Annotated in this window: 14 protein-coding genes; 10 read left to right on the plus strand and 4 right to left on the minus strand. The window is 65.7% G+C overall.

The annotated features are described in order from the left end of the window. The first annotated feature begins 47 nt into the window (after positions 1 to 47). On the plus strand, positions 48 to 1,619 hold the full coding sequence (locus tag V6U71_RS17185; RefSeq protein WP_411339575.1) for a tetratricopeptide repeat protein: 1,572 nt from the start codon (positions 48 to 50) through the stop codon (positions 1,617 to 1,619). 33 nt (positions 1,620 to 1,652) lie between these two features. Further along, positions 1,653 to 3,194, plus strand: a complete 1,542-nt coding sequence (locus V6U71_RS17190; RefSeq protein ID WP_411339576.1) for a hypothetical protein — start codon at positions 1,653 to 1,655, stop codon at positions 3,192 to 3,194. A gap of 13 nt (positions 3,195 to 3,207) precedes the next feature. Here the strand turns inward: V6U71_RS17190 and V6U71_RS17195 are convergent, their stop codons facing one another. The 3 genes from V6U71_RS17195 to V6U71_RS17205 are packed head-to-tail and all read right to left on the minus strand — an operon-like array spanning position 3,208 to position 5,470. Next, positions 3,208 to 3,966: an isocitrate lyase/PEP mutase family protein gene (locus V6U71_RS17195; protein WP_411339577.1), complete on the minus strand. Its 759-nt coding sequence runs from the start codon at positions 3,964 to 3,966 to the stop codon at positions 3,208 to 3,210. Then, positions 3,963 to 5,003 carry a bifunctional DNA-binding transcriptional regulator/O6-methylguanine-DNA methyltransferase Ada gene (ada, locus tag V6U71_RS17200; RefSeq protein ID WP_411339578.1) on the minus strand — a complete coding sequence of 347 codons (1,041 nt, stop codon included), beginning with the start codon at positions 5,001 to 5,003 and terminating at the stop codon, positions 3,963 to 3,965. Before ada ends, V6U71_RS17195 begins: the two co-directional genes overlap by 4 nt. Further along, positions 5,000 to 5,470, minus strand: a complete 471-nt coding sequence (locus V6U71_RS17205; RefSeq protein WP_411339579.1) for a DUF1203 domain-containing protein — start codon at positions 5,468 to 5,470, stop codon at positions 5,000 to 5,002. The genes ada and V6U71_RS17205 overlap by 4 nt, the downstream gene beginning before the upstream one ends. Before the next feature lie 163 nt (positions 5,471 to 5,633). Between V6U71_RS17205 and V6U71_RS17210 the strand changes: the two genes are divergently transcribed. Continuing rightward, positions 5,634 to 6,455, plus strand: coding sequence for a DUF2306 domain-containing protein (locus V6U71_RS17210; protein ID WP_411339580.1), 822 nt, complete (start codon positions 5,634 to 5,636; stop codon positions 6,453 to 6,455). A 41-nt stretch (positions 6,456 to 6,496) separates the two neighbouring features. Then, positions 6,497 to 8,062, plus strand: a complete 1,566-nt coding sequence (locus tag V6U71_RS17215; protein WP_411339581.1) for a S1C family serine protease — start codon at positions 6,497 to 6,499, stop codon at positions 8,060 to 8,062. 10 nt (positions 8,063 to 8,072) lie between these two features. Here V6U71_RS17215 and V6U71_RS17220 read toward each other — a convergent pair whose 3' ends face one another. Next, on the minus strand, positions 8,073 to 8,750 hold the full coding sequence (locus tag V6U71_RS17220) for a dienelactone hydrolase family protein (protein ID WP_411339582.1): 678 nt from the start codon (positions 8,748 to 8,750) through the stop codon (positions 8,073 to 8,075). On the opposite strand from V6U71_RS17220, the gene V6U71_RS17225 reads away from it, so the two are divergent. The 6 genes from V6U71_RS17225 to V6U71_RS17250 all read left to right on the plus strand — a co-directional run bounded on the left by V6U71_RS17225 (position 8,731) and on the right by V6U71_RS17250 (position 14,379). Beyond that, positions 8,731 to 9,306, plus strand: a complete 576-nt coding sequence (locus V6U71_RS17225; protein ID WP_411339583.1) for a hypothetical protein — start codon at positions 8,731 to 8,733, stop codon at positions 9,304 to 9,306. The genes V6U71_RS17220 and V6U71_RS17225 overlap by 20 nt on opposite strands. 135 nt (positions 9,307 to 9,441) lie before the next feature. After that, a complete protein-coding gene (locus tag V6U71_RS17230; protein WP_411339584.1) occupies positions 9,442 to 10,008 on the plus strand; it encodes a F0F1 ATP synthase subunit delta in 567 nt (188 codons plus the stop codon). A gap of 3 nt (positions 10,009 to 10,011) precedes the next feature. Continuing rightward, positions 10,012 to 11,541 carry a F0F1 ATP synthase subunit alpha gene (gene atpA, locus V6U71_RS17235; RefSeq protein ID WP_054731261.1) on the plus strand — a complete coding sequence of 510 codons (1,530 nt, stop codon included), beginning with the start codon at positions 10,012 to 10,014 and terminating at the stop codon, positions 11,539 to 11,541. A 55-nt stretch (positions 11,542 to 11,596) separates the two neighbouring features. Then, complete coding sequence (locus V6U71_RS17240) at positions 11,597 to 12,472, plus strand: F0F1 ATP synthase subunit gamma (RefSeq protein ID WP_411339585.1); 876 nt, start codon at positions 11,597 to 11,599, stop codon at positions 12,470 to 12,472. A 57-nt stretch (positions 12,473 to 12,529) separates the two neighbouring features. Continuing rightward, positions 12,530 to 14,071 carry a F0F1 ATP synthase subunit beta gene (gene atpD, locus V6U71_RS17245; RefSeq protein WP_411339586.1) on the plus strand — a complete coding sequence of 514 codons (1,542 nt, stop codon included), beginning with the start codon at positions 12,530 to 12,532 and terminating at the stop codon, positions 14,069 to 14,071. Between the two features lie 50 nt (positions 14,072 to 14,121). Beyond that, a complete protein-coding gene (locus tag V6U71_RS17250) occupies positions 14,122 to 14,379 on the plus strand; it encodes an ATP synthase F1 subunit epsilon (protein WP_411339587.1) in 258 nt (85 codons plus the stop codon). The last annotated feature ends 169 nt before the right edge of the window (positions 14,380 to 14,548 follow it).

Genomic DNA, 14,548 nt, shown 5'->3' on the forward strand with positions numbered 1-14,548 from the left:
CATTACCGGGGTTTGAGTGGGTGGAGGTTACCGTGAATATTCGCAAGATGGCCCGCGCGATCGGCGCGGGCGTGGCTTTGGCGGCGCTGACGATCAGCGGGGCGGCGCGCGCCGAATGGTGGGAAGCCGAAACGTCGCACTTCATCGTCTATTCGGAAAGCAAGAAGGAGGACGCCGAACAGTTCGCGCGCCTGCTCGAGCGTTATGACAATGCGCTGCGCTATTTGCAGGGCCGGCCGGTCCCCGGCCCCGACATGGGCAAGGCGAACAAGGTCAAGGTGTTCCGCAGCGGCGATACCGACGACATCGCGGCGCTCGCCGGCGCCCCCGAATCGGGCATCTACGGCTTTTACATCCCCCGGGCAGGCAGCACCGTCGCTTTCGTTCCGGCGCGCAACAAGCGCCGCGACGGCGTCGGCGTGCGCACCCTCAACGAGGTGCAGCTCGACACCCAGCGCGTCCTGTTCCACGAATATACGCACCATTTCATGCTGACCAATTTCAGCACCGCCTATCCCTATTGGTACACCGAAGGCTTTGCCGAAGTGTACGGCACGATCGAACTCAGGGACGACGGCAGCTTCCATCTGGGCAATGTCCCGCAGGCGCGCGGCGAAGCGCTGCGCGTGCTGCCCGATACCCGTCTGTCCCGCATGTTCGACCACAAGGCCAAGCTGAAGGGAATGGAGCTGATGCAGTCCTATTCGGTCGGCTGGCTGCTCTCGCACTATCTGAACTTCAGTCAGGAACGCAAAGGCCAGCTTCCGGCCTATCTGAGCGCGCTGAACAAGGGCGAGGACAGCCTCGAGGCCGCGAAGCGCATCTTCGGCGACCTCGACAAGCTGCAGGCCGAATTGCGCAAATACAAGAACGGCCCCTTCCCCGGCTATGACATCAAGCCGGCCTCCTATGTCGAACCGGTGGTGACGATGCGCGCGCTGGCACCGGTCGAGGAAAGCCTGATGTCGTCCTATATCCGCTCGCAGCGCGGCGTCGACCAGAAGCAGGCCAAGGATGTCGCCCGCAGCGTCGCGGGCAAGGACGCGGCCAATCCCGACAGCCTGTTCGCGCAGCTTGTCGTCGCCGAGGCGCAGCTTGATGCGAAGAATTACGACGCCGCCGAGACCGCGGCCAAACGCGCGATCGCCATCGCGCCCGCTTCGTCGCTGGCCCATTTCATGATGGGCGGCGTCTTCATGGCGCGCGGCGAGGCCGACAAGGCCCAATATGCCGCGGCGCGGCCGTGGTTCGAGAAGGCGCACCAGCTCGATCTCAAGGACCCGCGGCCGATGATCGGGCTCTATATGTCCTATTTCGAAGCCGGCGAGGCCATTCCCGAAGCGGCGCTCATCACGCTCGAGGATGCATGGGATTATGCATCCTACGATACGGGTTACCGCCTGATCCTTGCGCGCCAACTGCTCAACGAGAACAAGGGCAAGCTCGCCAAGGACGTGCTGTCGCCGATCGCCTATTCGGCGCACGGATCGGACAAGGAAAACAAGATTCTCGCGACGGTCGAGTTTATCGAGCAGGACAAGCTCGACGACGCGCGCGCAAAAATCGCCGAAATCTTCCAGGAGCAGAAGGACGAAGCGGCAGGCAAGAAGAAGGGCTGACGCCGGGGCGGCGCAGACCCGAACGGGGGACATATGCGACACTGGATTGCGGCAGCGCTTGCCGTCCTGCTCACCGCCGCGCTGGCCACCCCGGCCAGCGCGCGCTGGCTGCGCGCCGACACGAACAATTTCATCATCTACAGCGAGGGCAGCGAAAAATCGCTGCGCAGCTTTTCCGAGAATCTGCAGCGGTTCGACGCAACGCTGCGCCATCGTTTCAACGTGCCGGGCGGGGCCGAGCCCAACCGGCTGACCATCTATCTGGTCGAGCGCGCCGACGAGGCGGGGTGGCTGGCGTCGGGGAAAAGCGGCTCGTCGATCGCGGGCTTCTATCTCGCGGGCTCGGACGGCGCGTTTGCGGTATCGAACCGCGAGAATGACGAAGGGCGCGGCACCCCGGCGGCGCAGCAGACGCTGTTCCACGAATATGCCCATCATTTCATGAAGCGCTATGTCCCCGCCGCCTTCCCGGCCTGGTTCATCGAAGGCTTCGCCGAATATGTGTCGACTGTCGACTTTTCGCGCGAGGGCAAGGCCTCGATCGGCAAACCCGTCTATCGCCGCGCCTACGGGTTGCTCGAAATGCCGAAGATTCCGGTCGAGCAGTTGATCACCCAGCGCCCCGACGCGATGCGCAGCAGCGGGATGGCCGACGCCTATTATGGCCGGTCATGGCTGCTGACCCACATGCTCTACAGCGATCCGAACCGGCAGGGCCAGTTGCTCGCCTATATGCAGGCGATCAATCGCGGCGAAGAGGCCGTCGAGGCGGCGCGCAAGACCTTTGGCGACCTTGGCCAGCTCGACAAGGATCTCAATCGCTACCTCAATCGCTCGCTCGCCTATGTCGCGCTTCACGAACCGATGAAGGTCGAGGGGACGATCGCCATCGCGCCGCTCGCCGCCGCCGAAGACGCGCTGATCCCGCTCCGCCTCGAACGGCTGAGCGCCCAATATTCGCCCGAACGGATGGCCACCGTCCGCCCCGCGCTGCAAAAGCTTGCCGCCGTCCAGCCCGGCGATGCCGGCACCTGGTACGAACTCGCCGCGGCCGAATGGGGCATGGACAAGGACAAACGCGACCTCGCCGCAGCGCGCGCGGCGGTCGACAAGGCGATCGCGCTGAAACCCGACCACGTCCGCGCCAATGTGCTGCTCGGGCGGCTGATCGCGGTCGGGCTGGACGAGAAAGGCGATTACAGCGCCGGGGCGTGGAGCGCGGTGCGCAAGCCGATCATGCTCGCCAACCGCACCAACCCCGACGACCCGATCCCGCTCTATGCCTATTTCCAGACTTTCAGCGATCAGGGCTTCCGCCCGACCGACATGGCGCTGCAGGGACTGGAAAAGGCGTTCATACTCGAGCCCGAGAATGTCAGCATCCGGATCAGCCAGGCCTTCGCGCTCGCCAACCAGGCCCGTTTCAACGAAGCAATCGGGCTGGCCGAAAGCGTCGCTTTCGACCCGCACGATCGCGGTCAGGGGCAATCGCTGCTCGACCAGCTCGAAGCAATGCGCGCCAGCCGCGAAAAGACGTTCATACGTACCGAGGGAACCGAAGGCGTGACCGACTGATCGACGCCTGGCGTCAATAATCGGGTTCTTCGCCGCCCAGCACCTGCCCTGCCTGCGCCGTCAGCCACGCCATCGCCGCCGCCCACGGCTGATGGCCATGGCTGATCCGCGCGACGCCGAGACCGGCGAGTTCCCTGTGCGTCGGTCCACCCTTGCCGCGCAGGATATTGACGGGCAGCGGCGACGCCTCGCAGATCGCGCCGATGCATTTCGAATCGAGCAGGAAGGGCACGAACAGCGATCCCGCGCCGGCATCGGCATAGGCCCGCGCGCGTTCGAGCGCCGCAGCGACGAGCGCATCGCCGTCCTTCGCGATATCCTGCCCGCGGAAGGTGTCGCAGCGCGCATTGACGAAAATTCCGGTGTCGGCGGCGGCGCGATAACGGTCTTGCGCTTCGCCGATCGAAAGCAGCTCGGTAACGCCCGGCAGCCGGTCCTCCATATTGATCCCCGCCGCGCCCGCAGCTTTCGCGCGCCCGACCGAGGCGCCGACCGCCGCGGCATCGGCGCCATAGCCCGATTCCATGTCGATGGTGACGGGCAGGTCGGTGACCGACAGGATGCGCGCCAGATTTTCGAAGACGTCTTCGAGCGGAAAATCCTCGCCGTCGGCGCGCCCCTGCGCTCCCGCGACGCCATAGCTGCCGGTCGCGATCGCCTTTGCCCCCGCGGCCGCGACGGCCTTCGCGCTCCCGGCGTCCCAGATGTTGACGAGGATCAGCGGGTCGCCGGGAACGTGCAGCGCGCGAAACTGCGCAATCTTGTCGGTCACTTGATCGTCTCCCTCTTGAGCAATTCTTCCTTGATCGGCAGGCCATAGGCATAGCCGCCGAGCGTGCCGTCGCTACGGACCACGCGGTGGCAGGGGATCAGCACGGCGACATTGTTCGCGCCGTTCGCGCTGCCCGCGGCGCGCACCGCGCCCGGCTTGCCGACCGCCGCGGCGATATCGGCATAGCTGCGCGTTTCGCCCGCCGGGATCTTCCTGAGTTCGCGCCACACCGCTTCCTGGAACGCGGTGCCTTTGACGTCGATCGGGATATGATCGAAGCCCTGGGTCGGCGCCTCGACCGCGGCGACGACCTGTTCGAGCAGCGCGGAAAACTCGTCGCCGCCCTCGATCAGGTCGGCGGCCGGAAAGCGGCCCTCGAGCGCCTCGCGCCCTTCGGCGAACGACAGGCGGCAGACGCCCTTGTCGGTCGCGGCGACGAGCATGTCGCCAAGACTGGTCGGCACGACCGCCCAGTGGATCGTCACCCCCTTGCCGCCATTCACCCATGCCGACGCTGTCATCCCCATGCGTCCTTCCATATTTTCGTAGAAGCGCGACGGCCCCGAAAAGCCCGCATCGTAAATGGCATCGGTGACGCGGCCGCCTTCGCTCAGCGCCTGCCGCGCCCGTTCCTCGCGCAAGGCGCGCGCATAGGCGGCAGGCGACAGTCCGGTGTGGCGGGTGAAAACGCGCTGGAAATGTGTCGGCGAGTAACCGGTGCGATCGGCAAGGTCGGCAAGCGCCAGCGGTTCCTCGCTCTCTTTGATCGCCGCGATCGCGGCGAGCACCGCGCCTTCGTCGCGCGCGACCTCGTCGGGCAGGCAGCGCTTGCACGCGCGCAACCCGGTTTCGCGCGCCGCCGCACCATCCTCGAAGAAGCGGACATTCTCCCGCTTGGGATGGCGCGCAGCGCAGCTCGGCCGGCAATAGATGCCGGTGGTGAGCACGCCGGTGACGAAACGCCCGTCGAGCGCCCGGTCGCGACGCAGCACCGCGTCCCAGCGATCGTCGTCGGTCATGATGTAGGCGGCGCTCATGGCTCGTCCCTCTCGATCCGCGCGGCAAAGCAGCCGTGCGCGGCGTTATGTGCATCGATATAGGCGATGCGATCGTCCGCAAACAGGCCCCGGATCGCGCCGTCGACCTCGCCCGGCCCCGCCAGCCGCGCGTCCTGCAGCATGCCGTCGCGATCGAAGGCGCGCAGCGCCAGCGGACGCCCCTCGAAAACCGGCGGCAGCGCGTCGCGATAGGTCGCCGCGGCGACGCCCGGCCGGACATAGATCGCATAGGCGCTGCGATAGGGCGTTTCGACATCGTGGCTGATGTGGTGGAGCAGGATCAGCGCCTCGCCGGCGCGCGCATCCTCGAGGCTGATGCGACAGGGAAAGCCCCGGTCCGCGGTCGCGATGACGCGGCGGGCGTTGCAGCCGGCGAGCGCGGCATCGTCCATCGCGAACAGCGGCGCAAAGCGGTCGGGGTCGAGGCCGGTAATCGAATAGGGCATCGGTTCATCCTTTCTTTAAGCGCGACCATCTTTGCCATGCCGCTTCGCGGGCCGCGTCCCGGGGCTTGCGATCAAAGCTGTCTCTTGGTGTATTGCTGTATTATATCATTGACTCACCAACATATCGGGATCAGTCTGCAGCTTCAGACCGGGAGTTGGCGATATGGCGACCATCGACGCATCTTTCGCACCCGCACGCAAGGGACGCCGCGCCGACTGGCTGGGGCGCGCGGCGACCCTCTGCTATCTCGCCATCGCGGCGGGGCAGCTACTCTTCGTCGCCTTCATCCTGCTCTTTTATTATCCGCCGACGCTGACCGGCAATTTCGCGGCGTGGAACGACAAGCCGCTGATCACCGGCCATGTCGCGGGCGACACCGCGGGCAACCTGTTCTTCGCCGTCCATGTCCTGATGGCGGCGGTCATCACGCTCGGCGGGCTGGTCCAGCTTGTCCCGGCGATCCGGTCCCGCTGGCCTGCGGTCCATCGCTGGAACGGCCGGCTCTACCTGCTCTCGGCGCTCGCGCTTGCCCTCGGCGGGCTGTGGCTGACGTGGATTCGCGGCACATGGCTGGCGCTGGGCGGCGCGATCGGCATCACGCTCGACGCGCTGCTGATCCTCGCATTTGCCGGGCTGGCGTGGCGAGCGGCGCATGCGCGGCGCTTCGTCGACCACCGCCGCTGGGCGATCCGGCTGTTCGCGGTCGCGAGCGCGGTGTGGTTCATGCGCGTCGGCTATATGGTATGGGGCCTCGCGACCGGCGGCGCGGGCATCGGCAAGGCGATGGACGGGCCGTTCGACCTGTTCCTCGCCTTTGCCAATTCCCTGCTGCCGCTTGCCGTCGCCGAACTGTATCTGCGCGCGGGTGCGACCGGCACCCCGGCGGCGCGCAAGGCGGTCGCGGGGCTGCTCGGACTTTGCGCCCTCGTCATCCTCGCCGGCAGCGCCGGGGCATGGATGGTCATGTGGGGCCCCTATATCTAGCACCGCTTGCCTTCGCATCCGCGGCGGCTAGTCTGCGCGCCATGACCCGCCTCCTCACGCTGCTGCTCGCCCTCTTCGCCCTTGGCCTGACCCCGGCCCTTCCCGCCCGCGCCGCCGACGATATCAGCGCCGCGTCGCGCAGCGTCGTGCGCGTCGTCACCGTCGCGATGGTCGACGGCGAGGTTGTCGGCTTCGGCCACGGCAGCGGCATCGCGATCTCGCCGACGCGAATCGTCACCAACGCACATGTCGTCGAATCGGCGGTCAAATATCCCGGCAATGTCGCCTTGGGCGTCGTCCCGTCCGAAGGGCAGAAAAGCTATGCCGGCAAGCTGATCGCGATCGACACGGCGCGCGACCTCGCGCTGATCGAGATTACCGAAGGCCGGCTGCCCGCCGCCGCGGTTTATACCGGTCCGCTCGAATCGGGTGCCGACGTCGTTGCGCTCGGCTATCCGGGCAATGTCGACCTCGCGACCGCGCGCAGCGCCGCCGATTATATCACCCCGCGCACCCCGACGCGCAGCGAAGGCAATCTGTCGAACACGCAGGCCGTCGACGGGGTCGCGATGCTGGTCCACACCGCCAAGATTTCGCGCGGCAATTCGGGCGGCCCGCTGGTCGACGGGTGCGGCCGCATCACCGGCATCAACACCGCGATCACCCGCGCCGACGACGGCGATTCGCCCTTCGCCTTCGCAATCTCGACGCGCGAACTCACGCGCTTCCTTGCCGACGCCGACCAGCAATATGCCGGCATCGGCACGCCCTGCCTGTCGATGGCCGAAGCCGACGCTCGCGACCGCGCCGCGCTCGACGCCGAAAGCCGCGCGAGCGCCGAGGTCAATGCCGCGAAGGAAGCTGCGGCGAAGCTCGACCGCGAACTCAGGCAGGCGCGCGCCGAGGAAGAGGCGCTGGCCTCGCGCGAGAACCGTATCGCGCTCGCCGGGGTGCTGTTCGTGATCGGCGCGCTCGCCGCTGGCGCCGGCCTGCTCTTTTACAGCCAGAAGAATATGCGCAACGCCAAGATCGCCGGCGGTGCCGGCGCGGTGCTGGTGCTCGGCGCCGCAGTGCTGTTCGTGACGCGCCCCGACGCGCATGCCGAGCTGGCCGCCACGCCCGCGCCGGGCGCCGCGACCGGCACCGCCGCGCCCGCACTCGCCGAGGGGCAGTATCTTTGTACCATCCAGCCCGAACGCAGCCGCGTGACGGTGTCGGCGACGACCGACGTGCCGGTAAAAATCCACGGCGGCGGCTGCGTCAACGACCGCACCCAATATGCGCAGGGATCGGACGGGCGCTGGCAGCGCATTCTGGTACCGAACGAGGAAGCAACGGTCACTGTCGCCTCGATCGATCAGGCGGGGAAGGAATATCGCGTCGACCGCTATTTGCTCGATGCCGAGACGATGGCGAAAGCGCGCGAGATTCGCGCCGGCACGACGCTCAAGGGCTGCACCGCCGACGCGGGCGCGCTCGCCGCGCTGACGACGCAGCAGGAAGCGATCCGCAGCGCGCTGCCGCCGAGCCCGAACGAACGGCTCGTCTATCGCTGCCAGAAATCGACTGCGGGTGCCGCAGCGGCGGCGGGTGCGACAGGCGGCTGATCAGGCCCGCTTACCCGCCGCACGCCTTGAACAGCATCAGTGTGCGTTCGCGCGCCTGTTCGCTGCTCGGTTCGTGATAATCCTTGCGCCGGTCGCTGTTGAAACCATGCCCGGCCTCATAGACGAATATCTGCGCGGTCGGATGATCCCTGGCGATCAGCGCCTCGACGCCTTCCATCGGAATGCCGCCGTCGAAGCGGCCGAAATGGGCGATGGTCGCGCATCGCGGCGCCTCATCGGCGAACTGCGTCGGGACGAGGCTGCCATAATAGGATGACGCCGCGGCCAAGTCGGGGCTGATCTGCGCCATCCGCCACGCGACCGACCCTCCATAGCAATAGCCGGTGATGAAGACCGGGCCTTTGCCCTTCAGCGCGTCGATGCAGGTCTGCGCGTCCTTCAGGCTCTGTTCGAACGGATGGAGCTGGCGCGCGAGTTCGACCGCGCGCTCGAACTGCGGCCCCGAATAGTCGCTCTCGAAGCCCGGATGCTCACGGTCGAACAGCGCGGGCGCCAGCACCTCGTAACCGTCGGCGGCATATTCGTCACACAGCTCGCGGATATGGTCGGTGACCCCGAAGATTTCCTGGACCAGGACGAGCCCGCCGCGGCGTGCGCCTTCGGGCAGCGCATGATAGACGGCGATTTCCGCGCCATCGTCCATCGTCATGCGGATCATCTCGCCCATCGCCATCTCCCATGTTAGTTCGTCGACGACGGTTTATGGGAGGGGGACGGGAATGCAAGCAATGCCACGCTTCAGGCTGGGCATCACCGCCGTGGCGGCGATCTTCATATCCGGTTGCGGCGACTCCAAACAGGAATCACCGGCGAAGGTCTTCAGCAAGGCCGAAGCCACGAAACGGTTTGCCGAGATCGACAGGCTGCATAATCAATCCTGCCTCTGCAAACTGGCAGGGAGAAATAGCGATGCGATTAATCAGCGGCTGTCGATCGCAACCGCGGGACTAGAAGTCGGAGGGGCAGACGCGCCGGCGATACCCGTGCGGCATTTCAACGACTGCTACCCCCAATTGGGCCGATCAGCCTGCATCACCGCCTATTCGCTTCATAGCTCGGTCGGCGGCGGCGAAGTCTGCACCCACGAGCAATGGCGCGAGATACAGGATGTATTCGACGAGCGTGGGGGCAGCGGAGAAAGAGCAACCAAGGCCGTCCAAAAGACGTTGAACAAAATGCATGAGGCGGCTGCAAAGGCGATTCCGCAATCCGCTTGCAACTAGCGCCCAACCCCCGCCTTGCATTGCAGCAAAATCGTTGCTAGGCGCGCCGCGACTTCGCGCGGGGGGCATTCGTCGAATCCCCCACAAAAGCGCGCGACCCATCCCCCACGGGATCGTAGCAAAGGACTTTCGCGCGTGGAGAATTCCGGCGGCATTCAGGGCAACATCACGGCGGGCCTCGCGGGCCGTTATGCGGTCGCGCTGTTCGATCTGGCCCGCGAATCGAATCAGATCGATGCGGTCGCCAAGAGCCTTGCAACGCTGAAAGCCGGCCTTGCCGATTCGGCCGACCTCACGGCACTGACCCAGAGCCCGGTCGTCAGCCGCAGCGATGCCGCGAACGCCGTTGCGGCGGTCGCCAAGTCGCTGAAGCTCGATTCGCTGACCGCCAAGTTCCTTGGCGTGCTCGCCGAGAATCGCCGCCTCGCCGACCTTTCGAAGATGATCGCCGCGTTCGATGCGATCGTCGCCGCGCATCGCGGCGAAGTGACGGCGCAGGTCACCAGCGCGCATCCGCTGACCGCCGAGCAGCTCAAGGCGCTGACCGCCAATCTCAAATCCCGTGTCGGGCGCGACGTCACCGTCGCGACGACCGTCGACCCCGCCATTCTTGGCGGTCTCGTCGTCCAGCTGGGCAGCCAGCTGATCGACGGCAGCATCCGTACCCGTCTCAATAGCTTCGCACAGGCGATGAAAGGCTAAACAATGGAAATCCGCGCCGCTGAAATCAGCAAGGTCATCAAGGACCAGATCGCCAATTTCGGGACCGACGCCACGGTCAGCGAAATCGGCCAGGTTCTGTCGGTCGGCGACGGCATCGCTCGCGTCCACGGCCTCGACAACGTCCAGGCCGGCGAGATGGTCGAATTCGCCAACGGCGTGAAGGGCATGGCGCTCAACCTCGAAGCCGACAACGTCGGTATCGTGATCTTCGGCTCGGACAGCGAGATCAAGGAAGGCGACACCGTCAAGCGCACCGGCACGATCGTTGACGTTCCCGTCGGCAAGGGCCTGCTGGGCCGCGTCGTCGATGGCCTCGGCAACCCGATCGACGGCAAGGGCCCGATCAAGGCCGACAAGCGCATGCGCGTCGAAGTCAAGGCGCCGGGCATCATCCCGCGTACCTCGGTGCACGAGCCCGTCCAGACCGGCCTCAAGGCGCTCGACGCGCTCGTCCCCGTCGGCCGCGGCCAGCGCGAACTGATCATCGGCGACCGTCAGACCGGCAAGACCGCCGTCGCGATCGACACCTTCATCAACCAGAAGGAGGTCAACGCGGGCGACGATGAGAGCAAGAAGCTCTATTGCATCTACGTCGCCGTCGGCCAGAAGCGCTCGACCGTCGCGCAGATCGTCCGCCAGCTCGAAGAAAATGGCGCGATGGAATATTCGATCGTCGTCGCCGCGACCGCTTCGGAGCCGGCACCGCTGCAGTATCTCGCACCCTATGCCGGTGTGACGATGGGCGAATTCTTCCGCGACAACGGCATGCACGCCGTGATCGTGTACGACGACTTGTCGAAGCAGGCCGTCGCCTATCGCCAGATGTCGCTGCTGCTGCGCCGCCCGCCGGGCCGCGAAGCTTACCCCGGCGACGTTTTCTATCTCCACAGCCGCCTGCTCGAGCGCGCCGCGAAGATGAACAGCGACAATGGTTCGGGTTCGCTCACCGCGCTGCCGATCATCGAAACGCAGGCGGGCGACGTGTCGGCGTACATCCCGACCAACGTGATTTCGATCACCGACGGCCAGATCTTCCTCGAAACCAACCTGTTCAACGCCGGTATCCGCCCCGCGATCAACGTCGGCCTGTCGGTGAGCCGCGTCGGCTCGGCCGCGCAGACCAAGGCGATGAAGAAGGTGTCGGGCTCGATCAAGCTTGAGCTCGCGCAGTATCGCGAAATGGAAGCCTTTGCGCAGTTCGGTTCGGACCTCGACGCGTCGACGCAGAAGCTGCTCAACCGCGGCGCGCGCCTGACGCAGCTCCTGAAGCAGCCGCAGTTCCAGCCGATGCCGTTCGAAGAGCAGACCGCGTCGATCTTCGCCGGCACCAACGGCTATCTCGACAATGTCGCGACGACCGACGTGTCGCGCTACGAACAGGCGATGCTCGCCTATCTGCGCAGCGACCACGCCGATGTGCTGAAGACGATCCGCGACACCAAGGACCTTGGCGACGACGCCAAAAAGGGTCTGGTCGCGGCGCTCGAAGCGTTCGGCAAGATTTTCGCGTAAGCCAAGTTACCGTGAGCCCGGCCCCGCGCCGGGCTGACGAACAAGAGGGGCCGTAATGGCATCGCTTAAGGAACTCAAAGGGCGGATCGTCTCGGTCAAATCGACCCAGAAGATCACCAAGGCCAAGAAGATGGTCGCCGCCGCGAAGCTGCGCAAGGCGCAGGCCGCGGCCGAAGCGGCGCGTCCCTATGCCGAGCGGCTCGAAGGCGTCGTCGCCAGCCTCGCGTCGAAGGTCGGCGCGTCGGATTCGGCGCCGAAGCTGCTTTCGGGCACCGGCAAGAGCGACACGCACCTGCTCGTCGTGCTCAACAGCGACCGCGGCCTCGCCGGCGCGTTCAACTCGAACATCGTCAAGGCGGCGCGCGATAAGGCGCTCGAATTGCAGGCGCAGGGCAAGAAGGTTCTCTTCTATCTCGTCGGCCGCAAGGGCCGCCCGGTGATCGCCCGCCTGTTCCCTGGCCAGATCATCGAGCAGTATGAAACGACCGGTATCCGTGACATCGGCTTCGAACAGGCGAGCGACATCTCGGCGAAAGTGATGGAGCTTTACGAAGCCGGCGCCTTCGACGTCGCGCATCTCTTCTACTCGAAGTTCCGCTCCGCGCTGCTTCAGATCGCCACCGGCCAGCAGATGATCCCGGTGCCGCCGCCGGCCGACGTCCCGACGTCGAGCGGCGCCGCGGTCGAATATGAGCCCGACGAGGAAGCGATCCTCGCCGACCTGTTGCCGCGCAACGTCACCATCCAGATCTTCAAGGGTCTGCTGGAAAATGCCGCATCCGAACAGGGTGCGTCGATGACCGCGATGGACAATGCGACGCGCAACGCGGGCGACCTGATCAACAAGCTGACCATCGTTTACAACCGCACGCGTCAGGCGGCGATCACCACCGAACTCATCGAAATCATTGCTGGCGCGGAAGCGCTGTAGCAACACGAAGAAAACGGCGCCGAAGCGCTGTAATCGATCAACCCAAGGAAGAAGACCATGGCAACCGCTCCCGCTGAAAAGAAGGCTCCTGCCAAGAAGGCCGCCGCGCCCAAGGCTGCTGCGCCGAAGAAGGCCGCCGCTCCCAAGGCCGCCGCAACCGCCGGCACCGCAACGGGCCGCGTCGCGCAGGTCATCGGCGCCGTCGTCGACGTCCAGTTCACCGGCACCCTGCCGGCCATTCTGAACGCGCTCGAAACCGACAACAACGGCAACCGCCTGGTTCTCGAAGTCGCGCAGCACCTCGGCGAAAACACCGTCCGCACCATCGCGATGGACGCGACCGACGGCCTGACCCGCGGCCAGCCGGTGACCGACACCGGCGCGCAGATCACCGTGCCCGTCGGCCCGCAGACGCTCGGCCGCATCCTCAACGTCATCGGCGACCCGATCGACGAACGCGGTCCGGTCAACGCCGGCATGTCGGCGCCGATCCATGCCAAGGCTCCCGAATTCGTCGACCAGTCGACCGAAGCCGCGATCCTCGTCACCGGCATCAAGGTCATCGACCTGATCGCCCCCTATGCCAAGGGCGGCAAGATCGGCCTGTTCGGCGGCGCCGGCGTCGGCAAGACGGTTCTCATCCAGGAACTGATCAACAACATCGCCAAGGGCCACGGCGGCGTGTCGGTGTTCGCGGGCGTCGGTGAACGCACCCGCGAAGGCAACGACCTGTATCACGAATTCCTCGACGCCGGCGTTATCGCCAAGGACGCCGACGGCAACCCGACCCCCGACGGGTCGAAGGTGGCGCTGGTGTTCGGCCAGATGAACGAGCCCCCGGGCGCCCGCGCCCGCGTCGCGCTGTCGGGTCTGACGATGGCCGAATATTTCCGCGACGAAGAAGGCCAGGACGTTCTGTTCTTCGTCGACAACATCTTCCGCTTCACGCAGGCGGGTTCGGAAGTGTCGGCGTTGCTCGGCCGTATTCCTTCGGCGGTGGGTTACCAGCCGACCCTGTCGACCGACATGGGCGCGCTGCAGGAACGCATCACCTCGACCACCAAGGGCTCGATCACCTCGGTGCAGGCCATTTACGTTCCCGCGGACGATCTTACCGACCCGGCTCCCGCAACTTCGTTCGCCCACTTGGACGCAACGACGACGCTGAGCCGCGCGATTTCGGAACTCGGCATCTACCCCGCGGTCGACCCGCTCGACTCGACCTCGCGCGTGCTGACCGCCGCGACCGTCGGGCAGGAGCATTATGAGACCGCCCGCCGCGTTCAGGAAACGCTGCAGAAGTACAAGTCGCTGCAGGACATCATCGCGATCCTCGGCATGGACGAGCTGTCGGAAGAAGATAAGCTGGTCGTCGCCCGCGCGCGCAAGATTCAGCGCTTCCTGTCGCAGCCGTTCCACGTCGCCGAAGTCTTCACCGGCATCCCCGGCAAGTTCGTGGCGATCGAAGACACGGTGAAGTCGTTCAAGGCCGTTGTCGACGGCGAATATGACCACCTCCCCGAAGCGGCCTTCTACATGGTCGGCGGCATCGAGGAAGCGGTCGCCAAGGCTGCCAAGCTGGCTGCCGACGCTGCATAATTACCCAATTCCCCTCCCGCCTTCGTGCGGGAGGGAAATGAGAGACTGACATGGCCCTGAAGTTCGAACTCGTTACCCCCGCCCGCCTTGAGCGGTCGAGCGACGTCTATATGGTCACCGTACCGGGCAGCGAGGGCGATTTCTCGGTGCTCGAAGGCCATGCGCCGTTCATGGCGACGCTGCGCAACGGCCCGCTGACCATCTACCAGACGCAGGGCGCCGCGCCCGAGACGATCGAAGTCGAAGGCGGCTTTGCCGAGGTCAACGAGGCCGGCCTGACAGTGCTGGCCGAACATATCGCAGGCTGATCGCGCCGCATTGCCAACAAGAAGGGCCCGCATTCGACGCGAATGCGGGCCCTTCTTGTTTGGATGATCGGTTGTGGCTGGGAGCTGCCTCATCCATCATCGTCACCCCGGACTTGATCAGGGGTCCATAACTTCAGCGCAGCGATGTATCCCGGATCAAGTTCGGGAT

Origin of the sequence: Sphingopyxis sp. J-6 (genome assembly GCF_046603995.1) — a bacterium.
In the GTDB taxonomy this organism is placed as follows: Bacteria; Pseudomonadota; Alphaproteobacteria; order Sphingomonadales; family Sphingomonadaceae; genus Sphingopyxis.

What these genes read in the sequence shown, in the direction of transcription:
- V6U71_RS17185 (WP_411339575.1), top strand. Translation starts at nt 48, where the DNA reads ATGGCCCGCGCGATCGGCGCGGGCGTGGCTTTGGCGGCGCTGACGATC.
- V6U71_RS17205 (WP_411339579.1), bottom strand. Translation starts at nt 5,470, where the DNA reads ATGCCCTATTCGATTACCGGCCTCGACCCCGACCGCTTTGCGCCGCTG.
- V6U71_RS17225 (WP_411339583.1), top strand. Translation starts at nt 8,731, where the DNA reads ATGCGGATCATCTCGCCCATCGCCATCTCCCATGTTAGTTCGTCGACG.
- V6U71_RS17210 (WP_411339580.1), top strand. Translation starts at nt 5,634, where the DNA reads ATGGCGACCATCGACGCATCTTTCGCACCCGCACGCAAGGGACGCCGC.
- V6U71_RS17190 (WP_411339576.1), top strand. Translation starts at nt 1,653, where the DNA reads ATGCGACACTGGATTGCGGCAGCGCTTGCCGTCCTGCTCACCGCCGCG.
- V6U71_RS17215 (WP_411339581.1), top strand. Translation starts at nt 6,497, where the DNA reads ATGACCCGCCTCCTCACGCTGCTGCTCGCCCTCTTCGCCCTTGGCCTG.
- V6U71_RS17250 (WP_411339587.1), top strand. Translation starts at nt 14,122, where the DNA reads ATGGCCCTGAAGTTCGAACTCGTTACCCCCGCCCGCCTTGAGCGGTCG.
- atpA (WP_054731261.1), top strand. Translation starts at nt 10,012, where the DNA reads ATGGAAATCCGCGCCGCTGAAATCAGCAAGGTCATCAAGGACCAGATC.
- ada (WP_411339578.1), bottom strand. Translation starts at nt 5,003, where the DNA reads ATGAGCGCCGCCTACATCATGACCGACGACGATCGCTGGGACGCGGTG.
- atpD (WP_411339586.1), top strand. Translation starts at nt 12,530, where the DNA reads ATGGCAACCGCTCCCGCTGAAAAGAAGGCTCCTGCCAAGAAGGCCGCC.
- V6U71_RS17240 (WP_411339585.1), top strand. Translation starts at nt 11,597, where the DNA reads ATGGCATCGCTTAAGGAACTCAAAGGGCGGATCGTCTCGGTCAAATCG.
- V6U71_RS17220 (WP_411339582.1), bottom strand. Translation starts at nt 8,750, where the DNA reads ATGGGCGAGATGATCCGCATGACGATGGACGATGGCGCGGAAATCGCC.